Here is a 13046-nt window from a genome sequence, read left to right as displayed (position 1 = left end):
TTCATGGATATCAACAGCCCCGACTTCCTGCGCGACCCCTACCCCACCTTGGCGCGCCTGCGGTCCAACTGCCCCGTACAGCCGCTGACGGATCGCAAGGGGCGCACCAGCTACCTCGTCCTCGGCTACGCCGAGGCCCGCCAGGCCCTGGCCGATCCGCGACTTTCGAAGGACACCTCTGCCTTCTTCGCCAGTAGGCCAAGTGGCCGCACCCTGCACCCCGCTCTTTCCCGGACGATGCTCGCCACCGACCCGCCGGACCACACCCGGCTCCGTCGTCTGGCCACGTCAGCGTTCACCACTGGCGCGGTGGCACGGCTCCGCCCAGCTATCAGCCGCATCACCTCCGACCTTCTGGACCAATGGCCCGTCGACGGGGAAGTCGATGCCGTCGAGACTCTCGCGGTTCCGCTCCCGGTCACCGTCATCTGCGAGATGCTGGGCGTTCCCGGCGAGGACCGCGGCAAGGTCCGGGCGTGGTCGCTGGCCCTCTTCGCCGCCGGCAACCCGGCGGACACCGACGCGGCCTCACACGAGCTGGCCGCCTACCTCGCACGCCTGATCGACGCAAAGCGCACCGTCCCGGGGGACTCCCTGCTCGATGCCCTGATCGCGGCCCGCGACGAGGCAGACCGCCTCACGGAATCCGAGCTGGTGTCGCTTGCGGCACTGCTTCTGATGGCCGGGCACGAGACCACCACAAGCTTCCTCGGCAACGCGCTCCTCGCCTTGCTGGATCACCCTGCAGAACTGGACCGGTTGCGCGCCCGACCCGAGCTGCTCCCGGACAGTCTCGACGAGCTGCTCCGCTTCGACTCCCCCGTCGCCCAGGCCACCTTCCGCTACACGACCGAGGATGTCGACCTCGGCGGCACCGTCGTCCCGGCGGGCTCCCCCGTCCTCGTCAGCCCCGGGGCCGCGAATCGCGACCCGCTGCGCTTCCCGGAGCCCGACGACCTCGACCTCGGTCGCGACGCCAGCGGGCACCTCAGCTTCGGACACGGAATCCACCGCTGCCTGGGCGCACCCCTTGCCCGCGCCGAAGCCGAGATCGCACTGGGGCAGCTCATCACTCGTTTCCCCGACATGCGAGTGGCTGTACCCCGAGACCAGCTCGCCTGGCGGCCCACGCGATTGGTGCGGGCGCTTGTGACGCTCCCGCTGACACTCGGGAACGCCCCAACCATCCGGCGACGGCGAGCCGAGGTTTGACCACGTCCGCTGCGGCACCACCTAATCCCCGTTCTGCGCCGTGGCGACCCGCATTGGCACCCGGTGGCATGTCGACAACAACCCGGGCACCTGCCGAGGTGCTTGGCCAGAGTGGGGGAGCTCCCCAGATGATCGATCACATATACGAATGCCAACAATGCGACGCAGGACGCTACGGAACTTGATTGGGTCCTACGTTGTTGGCCCTCCCGGGTTCTGTCAGAGTCCTCGCAACCCCACCAGTACACGCCCGATCACGAGCGGGTCATCAGCTGGCAGTTGCTCGTCGGCGCTCTGAAGCGGCTGGGGCCGACCCGTCGGGTTGGACTGCGGCCTTACGCTCGCCGGCTCCGGCGACTTCGACTCAGCTCCAAGACGCACTTCCGCCCAGACAACCTTCCCGCCAGCCTGCGGGTGATAGAAGCCCCACTGCTGGCTCATGTGCTCAACCAGGAAGATGCCCCGGCCACCCTCGTCGTCTTCGCCGGCCTCCTGAAGCACTGGGGGCCTCGGATCACGGTCGGCAACCTGAACCACCACGCCCTGGCCGAGCAGCTGAAGATCCAGCCCAAAGCTCCGCACCTTGGCCAGGTCAGCCGAGGTCAGCTTCTCCGGCTGCTTCGTGCCACCGGGGTGACAGATGGCGTTGGTGGCCAGCTCGGACACCACCAGCAGGACGGTGTCGATCAAGTCGGGAGGCACCTGCCAGCGGCGCAACACGTCGCGGGTGTGGCATCTGGCCCAACCCGCGGCGTTGGGTGTGTCGGCGAGCAGCAGGTGACTGCGGGACCGGGGCGGTGGTTGCGACATGGCGGACGCCTCCTGGCATGGCGGAGCCCGGCTCGTGACCGGACGACCGCGCAGGTTGTGGCCGAGCTCCTACTTGGTGGCGATGACGTAGACGCTGGCCCACTCGCGCTTCGGGTTGGCCAGGGTCGGGTCGAAGATCCAGGGCTCGACCTTGGAGAAGCCGGCCTCGGTGAACAGCTGGGCCAGCTTCTCGAAGTCGTAGGCCCAGAGATGCGGGGTGTAAGTGGGGTCATCGTCCTGGTCGCGGAGGACGTAGTTGATCAGGTCGAGGAAGGTGTTGATGTCCCCCCGGCAGCTGCGCTTCGAGTACCAGCGCTCGACCATCTCGGCGGTCTGCTTCGGAGCGGCCGGATACCCGTTCAGCACGAAGGCGGCATCCGGCACGCCCGTGATGATCCGGCCGCCCGGCGCCAGCACCCGGTGCGCCTCGCGGGCGAAGCCCTTTGCCGACCGCGGGTAGTCGATGTGCTCCAGGAAGTGCTCGTTGAACAGCAGCTCGACGGTGTCGCTCTGGAGCGGGATGCCCTCACGCACGTCCCAGAGCAGGTCGGCCGGCGGTACCAGGTCGATGTTGAAGAAGCCGTCCAACTGGTGGCTACCTCCGCCGATCTGGACCTTGGACGGCCGCTCGTCCAGACCATCCGGGTAGGCGCGCTGGCTGGCCCGGTGGTACCGGCTCAGCTCGACTTCCTTGGCGGCAGCGCGCAGCGTGCGGGCCAGGCCGTGGCCAACGGTCGGGTCGGCCAGCACCGCGGCGATCTGCTCGCCGAGCAGATCAACGGACGGTATGCCGGAAATGTCCCTGGACATGGCAGATGTCTCCTCGTCTTGCAGAAGTGGATGAAGGGTCGAGCAGGACGGAACGTGCGTCAGGCAGTGCGAGCCCGGAGCTGGTCGATCTTCCAGAGGCCCAGTCCATTGCCGGGGTGGTGGCGGCCGTTGTCCGTGAAGTCGGTGTCGAAGTGCAGGGTGGGCGCGGGCAGGCAGAACGGAGCCGTCTGAAGATTGAGCGGACGCCAGTGGCTGCCCGTGGTGTCACGGTTCTCGGCCAGACCCACGTAGGTGGTGGTGAGCAGCCAGGTCGAGCTGCTGGCCGCCAAGCGGTCGAGGAAGGCCAGCGCCTCGTGATGGGTGAGGTGGACAAGGCAGTCCCGGGCGATGACGAGGTCAGCCGCCGGAATCTCGTCCCGGCTCAAGTCGGCCTGCCGGAAGGAAACGCGCTCGTTGCCGTACCGCTCCTGGTTGCGACGAACAAGGTCGGCGACCACGTCGAGTCCGATGTAGCGGTCCAGCTGGTCGAAGCCGTCGACGTGGCGAATCCAGTTCACGTCGCCGCAGCCGACGTCCGTAACGGTCCGGATCGGGTAGCGCGCGAGCACCGAGGCCAAGGCAGCCCGAACCGCCTCCGTCTGCCGCAGCTCCGACCCCGGGCCAGAAACCGACTCGCTCGACCCCCAGTGATTGGTCTGGAAGATCTCGGTGAACAGCGCTTCTGCGGGCTCAGCAGGCGCCGGCCAGCCACCGGCCGTGCTGTGTTCCTCAGCGGACATAGGACTCCTCCGCACGTGGGCTTCGCGGGCTTGCGATCACGGTGCCGCTGTTGCGCATCAGGGTGTACTTGATGTCCACCAGGCGCGGGGCAACCGTCAGGTCCAGCTGCTCTACCGGATGAAGATGGCCGGCCTCATCGGCTTCGGCGCGCCAGATCCGGTAGTCGAGGTTGGGGTACGCCGGGTTGATCCCGATCTCGCCCTTGGGGATGGTGCCGTTGAACGGCGTGATGATGTCGAGGTGATTCCAGTAGTTCCATGCCTGGAGGGCCTTGAACTGGTCGAAGTAGAAGTAGAAGTCCGGGTAGCGGCCGAAGGTGCGCAGCTCGCGATGGATGAGGTGGCCGAGCAGCGGCCCGAGCTGAGTGGCCAGGCTGTCGAACTCCCAGCGGGTGTGGCGCCAGGTCTCGGGCACCTGTCCCGGCGTGAAGAGTCGAGCGGCCACCAGGTGGCTGATGCGGTCAGCCAGGTAGACCTCGGCCTCAGTCGGGTCGAGGGTCGGGTCCAGCTGCTGAAGCACGCTCGCGAGCTTGGCCGGCGGCACCCGGAACTTGGCCAGGTCGAACTTCCCAATCATCCCCGGGACGGCGAACAACATCTCCTTGTAGAGCCAGTTGTTGAACTCGCCCAGCTCGGCCAGCTGCTGGGTGCGCGGGCTATTCGAGTGGAGCATGACGTACTCGGATAGCGCCTCGAAGTACAGGTAGCCCAGGATCGGCAGACGCGGGATCGTCTCGTCGAGCTGCCGCAGGAAGGCCGCGGGCGACACGACCACGCCCTGGTAGGCGATGGCCGCAGCCAGCGCCAGGAAGGCGGTGGAGTTCTTGGCCCGGCTGACCACGGTCTCGCGCAGCTGGTGCCGCTCTGCCTTGGAGAGCAGGTACTCCAGGTGGCTGTAGATGGCCAGGTGAATCGATCCGAGGCGCAGGTAGTCGATGCCAGCTAAGCCCTGGTACGCCTGCGGCGGCAGATTCAGCTCGAAGATCAACGGCGTGGGCTTACGGTCCGGCTCGCCAATACGAGTCAGGAAGGCCGGCGCCTCGCGGCCCAGCACGTAGGAGCCGAGGTTGTGCGGGCGGAAGCCCTGCTCGGTGACGGCCAGCGGCGCGCAGTAGATGCTGCCGACCAGGCACCCTCCGGACGGGTAGAGCACGCCGTTACGGGTGATCTCCTCCAGGGCGTGCGTGACGTGCAGTAGGTGCAGCTTGCCGCCGCCGGAGAGAGCGTCGAACAGGCTGTTGCGGCGCAGCAGGTGCCCGTTCGGCGTCCCGATGGCCAGTCGGTCGTTCCAAGCCGCCGTCTGCGCCCCCAGGGGGTCGTCCGGGTTCGGCATGGTTGGTATGAGGCTGGTGTCGAAGAAGGCGTGGGCGTCGGCCCAGAGGTTGTAGGCGTCGAGGAAGTCCACGGCTCACACCAGCCCCTTCTCGGCGACCGCGAACGCGACGGCTTCGGCGCTGCTGGCCCCTGCCAGGAAGGCGGCTTCCGAGGTCACCACCAGGTCGTAGGCCAGGGGCTTCAGCTGCTCGAACGCCGGCTCCCGGACGAACTGACCGTCGGGCCACCAGGACAGCTTCGGAAGCCGGTAGCGGTCCAAGGCGTCCGCCACCTTCACAAGGTCGCAGACTCGCGAGGCGCGGGCGTAGTCGACCTGGTCAACGGCACTGAACGCGTCGTACGGCACTTCGTGCAACCGCACGGCGGTGGCCGCCTGAACCACGCGGCGCGTGTGCGGGCTCAGGCCGAAGTGGCTCCACACCAGCTCGGCGTTGGCGGCCAGCCAGACGGCCGCTCGTGCGCCGTGGCCCTGGTCGTCCCGGTCGTGGTGCCGCTGGCAGTCGTGTACCGCCGCCGCGATGACGGCCGTGGCGGTCATCCGCTCGTCCCAGCCGCGCCAATCGGCCAGCAGCGCGGCGAGGACCGCCGTGCGCAGGCCGTGGCGGTGGCCGTGGATGGAGTCGGCCAGCTTCGGCTCGGCCAGCCAGCGTGTCGGGATGGCGGCCCGCTCGACCAGGGCCTTGGTGGTGGGGCGCAACGGCGGCGGCCAGGCCGGCGGGAAGTCAGGCCGGTTGGCCTTGATCCACTCGACCGTGGCGACGTCGGTGAACTGGTGGTACGGCAACTGCTTCCGGGCAGCTAACTCGACCAGGCTGTCCGTTCGGGTTGTGCTCACGGTGCGGCCCACCCCCTCGGTGGATTCAGGCGTCCGGGACTCCTAGTGGATTTCGGCCGGCGACTGATCGGCCTCCTTGCGGGCCTGCTCGGCGGCCTCGAAGGCCGCCGTGAACGCGGCCAGCTCGTCCTCGGTCATCAGGGTCACGCCCAGCTCGTCGGCGACGTCGGTGATCTCGGCGACGGCCTCGTCCTTGGCGGCGGCCGTGGCGTCGTCCGTGAGCAGCCGTTCGAACTCGGCGTGGTAGCCCCACGCCTCACTCCACTTGACCGCGATCTCGATGCCCTTGAAGTTGAAGTTGCGCCGGAAGTTGAAGGCCTCGTGCATGGCCTCCTGGAAGCCCAGCGCGTTGAAGACCTCGACGGCGGCCGCCACGTCCTGCTGCGCGATGGGGAACTCGGTCTCGCCGAAGGCCGAGCCCTGGCCGATCTTGCTGTTCTTGAGCGTGATCTTGGCGGTGCCGGCCGACTTGTTGTCGGTGACCTTGAGCAGCTGGTCCGGCAGGACGAAGAAGTAGATGTGCTTGTCGTCCTGGCCCAGGTCCTCGGCCTTCTCCATCAGGAGGGCCACCAGCTGGTCGTGCGTCTCCTTGTCGAACCTGGCGCGCATCTCGATCTCGACGGCCAACGTCTGCTCCTTCGCGTGTTTTGGGCATGGCTGATGCAGCCGAACTGGCGCCAGGTATCCCCTGGCCAGTTCGGATGAGCCGATATGCAGTTGTGGATCTCGGATCAACCGGTGGCGCGAACCGGTGCAGAAGACGATCCGCACCACCGGCAGCTCGGTACGGTTAGGCGAGCTCGCCGAACCGCTCGCGGACGACACCCTCATGCAGGTAGTTGGGCAGCGGCACACCACCCACGGACTGCCGCCGCGGCACCACCTGCTCCAACTCGTCGGTGGGCTGAGTTCCCAGCAGGTCCAGGCACTGCGTGACCCAGGTGCGCGACTGGTCCCACTCCCCGGCGTCCCGGAGCAGCGTCGCCAGGGCGTAGGCCGTCTCGGTGGCCGCCCACCGGTCGGTCGCCAGCTCCTGCTGGAAGGCCGCCTCCAGCTCCGCGGGAGTTGCCAGGCGAGACTGGTTGCTCATGGTGCCCCTTCTTGTTGCGACTCTCGTGCGTTGGTAGTGCTCAACGGGAGGGCGCCGTAGTTGGTGACGCCCCGGCCGAAGATCAGTAGACGTAGGACTGGGCGAGGGTCTGGTAGTCGAACAGCTCGTCCTTGGAGAACCAGAGCTCGACTTCCTGCTCCGCCTCCTCCTTGTTGCCGGAGGCGTGGATCAGGTTGGCCACCGCTTTGCCCACCGCCACGCTGGCGTCGCGGCTCATCTGCGAGAAGTCCCCGCGGATGGTGCCGGCGGGCGCCTGGTCCGGGTAGGTGCTGCCCACGATCTTGCGGACCGTGGCGACGGCGTCGTAGCCCTCCAGCACCAGGGCGATGACCGGACCCTGCTGCATGAAGGTGGCGGTCAGGTTGTAGACCTCGGAGCCGAGGCGCTCCTCCAGGTCGAAGTAGTGCTTGCGACTGAACTCGGCGTCCATCCACTTCATCTTCGTGCCGACGATCTTGAGCGTGGCGTCCTCGAACCGCTGCAGGATGCGTCCGGCCAGACCGCGGGCCACCGCGTCGGGCTTGAGCAGCACGAGCGTGCGCTCGACCGTGTGGACCTGGGTCTCGGTCATGTGTTCCCTTTCCGCTTGCCAGGATTGAGATATGACGGGCCGTCGGGGCACGTCCGAGTCCGAGATTACCCGCGCGGGTGAAGCGGTTTTCGATTCAGCGACTGGGCCGCCCGAGCGAACCGTGCCTGGTCAGTTGAACTGCTCATGCTCACGGCCGAGCTGCCCTAGGATCGGCGAAGGCTAGGGACTCGACCAGTTCGGGCTATGCCAGCAAGTCTGGAGTGGCTCCAGGGCCGGCACCATGCACCAGCAGTGCAGCTGCAATGCAGTCGCGCTGCATATAACTGGCCCATGCGGCGAACGATCACGGAGTGACATGGCGTGGCTCCTCCCTGGCTCTTCGAGTGGGCTGATGCCAAGTCAACTCCATCGAAGGAGCGCAGGGTTAGCTCTGGTGCCGTCGCTGCATGAACCATGCAGACTGTGCATAACGTCTTGATCCAGATCGGCTGCTCGGGCCCACGCCCGGCAGGCTGAGGGTGGCAGGAGGAGCCATGTCGCAGGCGACTGGGGAGCCCACCGCGGCGCGTCAGCTCGGAACAGTGATTCGACGCGCCCGAGTGCTGGCTGGCCGGTCGCAGGAGGACGTGGCTTCCAAGCTGGGCTACAACCAGTCGAAGCTCAGCCGTCTTGAGAGCGGCAAGGGCGTCGACGACGTCCGGGTGCTCCGGGCCGTCGCGGCGGAACTCGACATCCCCCTGGAAAGCCTGGGCCTGACCGCTCCTACCAGCGCGGATCTCAGGACGGACGACATGCATCGTCGCGGCTTCCTGGCGGCAGGCGTCGCAGCCCTCGCCACCCCGGCCCGACCCCATACCGCTGGCTTGGAACTCATCCAGGCCTTACTGCCCGCGGCTGCTCCGCTGCCAGACCGGCGGCCTCTGACCGAGGCGGCCCTCCGAGGGCGTCTGTCGCAGGCACGGCGGCTCTTCTACGCCTGCCGCTACACCGAGCTCGAAGCGCTGTTGCCGGAGCTGCTGACCGATCTGCGCCACGCCCAGCATGAAGCGCCCGGCGCCCTGGCGCTGGCCGGCCTCACCGCCACCACCTACCAGACCGCCGTCAGTCTGCTGCTCAAGCTCGGCGACCACGGCAACGCCTGGTTGGCGGTCGGGCGGGCGATGAGCGAGGCCGAGCGCAGCAGCGACCCGATAGTCCTAGCCTCCAGCGTCCGAGTCCAGGCCCACCTGATGGCCCGCGAGCGCCACACCGGCCCAGCCGTCACATTGGTCCAGCACACGGCAAACCAGCTCGGCGGCCACTACGACCAGCGCGAGCCGGCCGACCTGGCAGCCTTCGGCCTGATGCTGCTGCGCGGCGTCACGGCGGCCAGCGCTGGTGGCGACCGCAGCACCACCCAAGACCTGCTGGCCCAGGCCGAGGAAGTGGCCCAGTACGTCAACCGGGATCAGCCGGACGCCTGGGCCAACTTCAGCTCGACCAACGTGGCGCTGCACCGGGTCTCGGCCGCGGTGACCCTGGGAGACGCAGGAGCCGCCCTTAACGCTGCTCGCCCCCTGCTGCGCCGCCGCATCCCGGCGCCCGAGCGACAGGCGGCCTTGTGGGTGGACCTTGCCCGCGCCTACAACCAGCAAGGCAAACTGTTCGAGGGCTACCGCGCCCTACGGATCGCTGAACGCCACGCGGCTGAAGACATCCGGCGTCGACCGGACATCCGTGAGCTGGTGGCCGACATGGCGGCTCGGGATCGGCGCGGCACCCTACCTGAGCTACGCCAGTTCAGCCGCGAGTTGGGAGTCCGAGCTTGACCAGCCAGCCGTTCCTGTACGTCATTGTGTGCGCCTCGGGCATTGCGGACGACGTCGGCAAGCTGATCTCGGCCGCCCAGGAAGAAGGCTGGCGGGTCGGTGTGGTGGCTACGCCGAACGCCATGGAGTTCATAGATACCGCGGCCATCGAGGAGCAGACCGGCTACACGATCCGATCGGCCTGGCGCACACCCGACGTACCCGCGTCGCTGCCGCCAGCCGACGCCATCGCGGTCGCACCGGCCACCTTCAACACGATCAACAAGTGGGCGGACGGCCACGCCGACACCCTGGCGCTGGGCATCCTGACCGAGGCGTACGGATTGGGCATCCCCGTGGCGGCTCAGCCATACGTCAACTCGGCCCAGGCAGCCCACCCCGCCTACGAGGCGAGCCTTCAACGCCTCCGCTCCATGGGCGTCCTGTTCGGCGACTACCTGCCGCACAAGCCGAAGGCGGGCGGGGGGCGCGACAACTACAACTGGAACACCGTGCTGAAGCTGCTGCGCCACGTGCTCGAAGCGAAGTCGAACGCTTGATCGACCAGTGAACGGCAGGTACTGCCCACTGCATCTCGCCGGGAGCAACATCGTCGGTTCGCCGACTTCTCGCGCGCATCGACGGGGATGCCCTGGATCAGGCAGTCGGCGGATGACTCGCCGATCGCCAGCCTGCTGGAGCCGGGCCGCGCGGCCTGTCCGTGGACGGCAAGTCCCTGCGCGGCGCGACGAAGGACCGGGGCGGAAGATCCACCTGCTCGCGGCCTGGAGCACACCACTGGGCTGGTGCTGGCCCAGCTCGACGTCGGCGGGACCAGCCGCTTCCAGCCGCTGCTGGACAGCGTCGACGACCTCGCCGGCAGGGTCGTCACCAGCGACGCAGCTGCACAACAAGCGCGAGCACGCCGGCTACCTCCTCGGTCGCCGGGCCCACTACATCTCGATCGCCAGGCAACCGGAAGAAGCTGCGCAAGCAGCTGAAGTCCCTGCCCTGGAAGGACATCCCGCTCCAGGGACGCACCCGCGGCACCGGCCACGGCCGCGCCGAGATCCACCGGATCAAGGTCGCCAGCGTCAACAACCTGCTCGTCCCCGGCGCCCACCAGGCCTTTCAGATCAAGTGCCGCCGTACCGACCGCAAAACCGGCAAGTCGACGATCACCACCGTCTACGCGGTGACCAGCCTGACTGTCGAGCAGGCCATCCCCGCCCAGCTCGCACAGCTGATCCGAGACCATTGGAAGATCGAGGCCCTGCACCATGTTCGCGACACCACCTTCACCGAGGATGCCTCCCAGCTACGGACCGGCAACGCTCCGCGCGCGATGGCGACCCGCGGAAACCTCGCTGTCGGCGCCCTCCGGCTCAACGGCGTCACGAACATCGCCGCAGGACTCCGCCGCAACGCGCGCGACGCCCGCCGACGGCTCGAACTCCTCGACCTCGCGTGATCATGAAACGGACATCAGTCGACCACGCCGAAGCCCTGCGGGGTGTCAAGCAAGGCAAGCGAGGGGATTGACCGAGGATTCACTTCGATGGGAGGGACGCCGCAGCTGGAAAGACGATGCTGACGTCAAGTCCCGAACGGGTCGCGAACTGCTTCCTATGCAGATCCAGAACGAGTTCAACTCGATCTACGTTCGTATCCGTCCCGGGCAAGACACGGCGCAGGGAGTCCGCAAGTTCCCAGGATGACGAGAACAGCGAGAATCGTCCTAGCTCTGGCCCCTCCGCAAGTTCGAACGTGAGGCGGACCTCGGGCTTAGGCCCGGTTCCCGCCCTCGCGGCTGCCCGGCGTTCGAATGCATCAACTGGACAGGAGCAGAGCGCGCCTGAGCTGCTCGCAAGATGCAGGAGCACCGATCCATCACAGACGCGAACCAGGTCCTCACCCTTCCTCAGTACCAGGTGATTTGTGATGTCAACTCGGGGGTTCACGCGGATCGCTATCGAATCGCAGCGCAGCATGCAGTCATACCCGCGCCCGTCGCCGCGAGTACGCCTCACTCCTCCATAAGCGCGAAGCACACCATCGGCCACAGCCCGATCTCCGGTTGTCATCTTCCAGGCGGGTAGCGCCACCGTCCGCCCGTTCCTCGACTCCTCTGCCATGAGGAAACCAACTACGTCCTCGTGCTCAACAAGCACCTCAGCAACTCCGATCCTGGTGAGCGGCACTGCTCACCAGGATCGGAGTCCTGACGGATTTCGCGATGCTGGAGTTGTGGTGTAGTGCAGCCCCCGAACCGCTCTCTTCTCTCAAGCGGAAAGCACGTACCGAGAGGGATCTCGACTTGGAGCCCGGCCGCCCTGGACGTCGGCCTTCCACCGGCGAGGAGCGCCTGCCGGGAACAGCGTCACTCGGACACCGAAGTCGAGCAGGATCTCCTTACGCGCTTGAACATCGGGTGCCTTCTCCCAGCGATCCGCCACGGTCTCACCGGTCGGACGCCGGACCATTCCTGGATTCCGCACCGGCTCTGCCTCCAACGCAGCCAGCTCGTGGCCCATCTCGGCGTAGCGCGAGCGGAACCATTCGGCGTCGTCCGGCGCGTCGTACAGTCCTGCTTGTCGGTCGGCTCGGAGGCGCTCACGGTTCGCCTGGAGCTCGGCGATGCGTTCGGGGATGCCGTTGCCCGGGTCAAACACCGTCTCGTAGATCAGACCGTCTCCGAACGTCTGCAAGAACCATTCCTCGACCCATGTGTCCAGGATCTTCATGCGGACGAGCGGGGCAGGGCGGCAGTTCTCGGCGGAAACCCAGCCCTTGTTTCGGGCGGTGCACGTGTAGCGGGGCGGCTCCACCGCGGACGTCTGTGTGTAGAGCCGGTTCCCGCACTGCCCGCAGACAGCCACCTGGGTCAGCAGGTACGCGCGGTTCGTGCGCCGTCCCTTCCAGGCCATCCTGTACGGCGCGAGGGCCTTCTGAAGCGCATCGTGCGTCGCCCGGTCCCAAAGCCCCTCACAGAGTCGGACCGGGTGACCGTCCGTGCCGATGACCGGCTTGCCCTTGTGCATGAGGTAGCCCAGCGCCGCTTCGGACCGCAGAATGCTCTTCACGGTGCTCGGATGCCATGGGCGGCCCTGCGAGGGCTTGCCGTACATCACCGCCAAGTGGTCGGCCGGCGACAGCTCACCGGCGCGGTTCAGCCGAGCTGCCTCACTGCTGGGGGTGATGTGTTCGGGGTCAGCCAGAATGCGGCGTGCAACGTTCCTGATCACCTCGGAAGCGTGCGGGTGCAGGTCTACATGATCGATCTTGCCGCCCATGGTCACCCGTACGAACTGGAAACCGTATGACGGCTTGCCCTTCGGACGCCCAGCGGCTCGGGTCTTCACGGTGGCGTTGCGGTTGCGACGCTGGATGGCGCGCAGCTCCATCTGGGCGCCCCACGCCTCCATGGTGAAGCGGTTCTCGTCGACCGGGTCGTCAAGGTCCCACGCCCCCTCATGACCGTAGGTCACGAGGAGCTTGCCCTCGTCGCGCATCTTGTAGCCGGTATTGAGGCAGTCGACCACGTTGCGGCCGAGGCGGTCGACCGCCGCAGCCACCAACCCGTCGTAGGGTCCCATCTCGTCCCGGAGCCACGGACCGAGCTTCGGTCGGGTAATCGGGTCCGTGGCACCGGACACCTCCCAGTCGTCGGCCCAGCCGACGATGTGACCTCCCACCGCAGCAGCGGCCGCGAGCACGTCCGCCCGCTGGCTCTCCGGCGAGTACGTCGTCCCCTTCATCCGGGACAACCGCCGGACGCCCAGCAAGCACCTGCCGCATCCGTCGTAGGGTCGCTCGATCGCGTCCTGGTCTGAGCTGCTCATTCCCTCTCCCGTTCGCACGCAGGATAAGGAGA

The 13046-nt window shown here is 67.3% G+C and carries 14 protein-coding genes; 4 read left to right on the top strand and 10 right to left on the bottom strand.

Annotated elements, in window-relative coordinates; genetic code table 11:
* Window positions 1-3 precede the first annotated feature (3 nt).
* A complete protein-coding gene (locus TR50_RS12865; protein ID WP_042419714.1) occupies window positions 4-1212 on the top strand; it encodes a cytochrome P450 family protein in 1209 nt (402 codons plus the stop codon).
* 219 nt (window positions 1213-1431) lie between these two features.
* Here TR50_RS12865 and TR50_RS12860 read toward each other — a convergent pair whose 3' ends face one another.
* The 8 genes from TR50_RS12860 to TR50_RS12825 all read right to left on the bottom strand — a co-directional run bounded on the left by TR50_RS12860 (window position 1432) and on the right by TR50_RS12825 (window position 7424).
* On the bottom strand, window positions 1432-2022 hold the full coding sequence (locus TR50_RS12860) for an ATP-binding protein (protein ID WP_042419699.1): 591 nt from the start codon (window positions 2020-2022) through the stop codon (window positions 1432-1434).
* Between the two features lie 69 nt (window positions 2023-2091).
* Window positions 2092-2832, bottom strand: a complete 741-nt coding sequence (locus tag TR50_RS12855) for a class I SAM-dependent methyltransferase (protein ID WP_042419696.1) — start codon at window positions 2830-2832, stop codon at window positions 2092-2094.
* Between the two features lie 59 nt (window positions 2833-2891).
* Window positions 2892-3572 carry a class I SAM-dependent methyltransferase gene (locus TR50_RS12850; protein ID WP_042419693.1) on the bottom strand — a complete coding sequence of 227 codons (681 nt, stop codon included), beginning with the start codon at window positions 3570-3572 and terminating at the stop codon, window positions 2892-2894.
* Window positions 3562-4977 carry a hypothetical protein gene (locus TR50_RS12845; RefSeq protein ID WP_042419691.1) on the bottom strand — a complete coding sequence of 472 codons (1416 nt, stop codon included), beginning with the start codon at window positions 4975-4977 and terminating at the stop codon, window positions 3562-3564. Before TR50_RS12845 ends, TR50_RS12850 begins: the two co-directional genes overlap by 11 nt.
* A gap of 3 nt (window positions 4978-4980) precedes the next feature.
* On the bottom strand, window positions 4981-5742 hold the full coding sequence (locus TR50_RS12840) for a hypothetical protein (RefSeq protein ID WP_084700189.1): 762 nt from the start codon (window positions 5740-5742) through the stop codon (window positions 4981-4983).
* Window positions 5743-5784: 42 nt separating this feature from the next.
* Entirely contained in the window at window positions 5785-6369 is a 585-nt protein-coding gene (locus TR50_RS12835; protein WP_042419685.1) for a CYTH domain-containing protein, read from the bottom strand.
* 163 nt (window positions 6370-6532) lie between these two features.
* Window positions 6533-6832 (bottom strand): hypothetical protein, encoded by a 300-nt coding sequence (locus TR50_RS12830; protein WP_042419681.1) that lies wholly within the window; start codon window positions 6830-6832, stop codon window positions 6533-6535.
* A gap of 82 nt (window positions 6833-6914) precedes the next feature.
* Window positions 6915-7424, bottom strand: a complete 510-nt coding sequence (locus TR50_RS12825) for a nucleoside-diphosphate kinase (RefSeq protein ID WP_042419678.1) — start codon at window positions 7422-7424, stop codon at window positions 6915-6917.
* 494 nt (window positions 7425-7918) lie between these two features.
* On the opposite strand from TR50_RS12825, the gene TR50_RS12820 reads away from it, so the two are divergent.
* From TR50_RS12820 to TR50_RS48670, 3 genes are all read left to right on the top strand, one after another.
* Window positions 7919-9193 (top strand): helix-turn-helix domain-containing protein, encoded by a 1275-nt coding sequence (locus tag TR50_RS12820; protein WP_042419674.1) that lies wholly within the window; start codon window positions 7919-7921, stop codon window positions 9191-9193.
* Window positions 9190-9732, top strand: coding sequence for a flavoprotein (locus tag TR50_RS12815; RefSeq protein ID WP_042419671.1), 543 nt, complete (start codon window positions 9190-9192; stop codon window positions 9730-9732). Before TR50_RS12820 ends, TR50_RS12815 begins: the two co-directional genes overlap by 4 nt.
* Before the next feature lie 635 nt (window positions 9733-10367).
* On the top strand, window positions 10368-10643 hold the full coding sequence (locus tag TR50_RS48670) for a hypothetical protein (RefSeq protein ID WP_236654393.1): 276 nt from the start codon (window positions 10368-10370) through the stop codon (window positions 10641-10643).
* 79 nt (window positions 10644-10722) lie between these two features.
* Here the strand turns inward: TR50_RS48670 and TR50_RS45460 are convergent, their stop codons facing one another.
* Both TR50_RS45460 and TR50_RS12805 read right to left on the bottom strand, forming a co-directional pair.
* Entirely contained in the window at window positions 10723-11373 is a 651-nt protein-coding gene (locus TR50_RS45460) for a recombination directionality factor (protein WP_152648377.1), read from the bottom strand.
* Window positions 11374-11454: 81 nt separating this feature from the next.
* Window positions 11455-13014 carry a recombinase family protein gene (locus TR50_RS12805; protein WP_084700177.1) on the bottom strand — a complete coding sequence of 520 codons (1560 nt, stop codon included), beginning with the start codon at window positions 13012-13014 and terminating at the stop codon, window positions 11455-11457.
* Between the last annotated feature and the right edge of the window lie 32 nt (window positions 13015-13046).

It is taken from the genome of Streptacidiphilus anmyonensis (assembly GCF_000787855.1).
Classification (GTDB): Bacteria; Actinomycetota; Actinomycetes; order Streptomycetales; family Streptomycetaceae; genus Streptacidiphilus; species Streptacidiphilus anmyonensis.
This window is presented reverse-complemented; position numbering and strand designations above follow the sequence as displayed.

What these genes read in the sequence shown, in the direction of transcription:
- TR50_RS12860 (WP_042419699.1), bottom strand. Translation starts at nt 2,022, where the DNA reads ATGTCGCAACCACCGCCCCGGTCCCGCAGTCACCTGCTGCTCGCCGAC.
- TR50_RS12865 (WP_042419714.1), top strand. Translation starts at nt 4, where the DNA reads ATGGATATCAACAGCCCCGACTTCCTGCGCGACCCCTACCCCACCTTG.
- TR50_RS12850 (WP_042419693.1), bottom strand. Translation starts at nt 3,572, where the DNA reads ATGTCCGCTGAGGAACACAGCACGGCCGGTGGCTGGCCGGCGCCTGCT.
- TR50_RS12805 (WP_084700177.1), bottom strand. Translation starts at nt 13,014, where the DNA reads ATGAGCAGCTCAGACCAGGACGCGATCGAGCGACCCTACGACGGATGC.
- TR50_RS12830 (WP_042419681.1), bottom strand. Translation starts at nt 6,832, where the DNA reads ATGAGCAACCAGTCTCGCCTGGCAACTCCCGCGGAGCTGGAGGCGGCC.
- TR50_RS12820 (WP_042419674.1), top strand. Translation starts at nt 7,919, where the DNA reads ATGTCGCAGGCGACTGGGGAGCCCACCGCGGCGCGTCAGCTCGGAACA.
- TR50_RS12855 (WP_042419696.1), bottom strand. Translation starts at nt 2,832, where the DNA reads ATGTCCAGGGACATTTCCGGCATACCGTCCGTTGATCTGCTCGGCGAG.
- TR50_RS12825 (WP_042419678.1), bottom strand. Translation starts at nt 7,424, where the DNA reads ATGACCGAGACCCAGGTCCACACGGTCGAGCGCACGCTCGTGCTGCTC.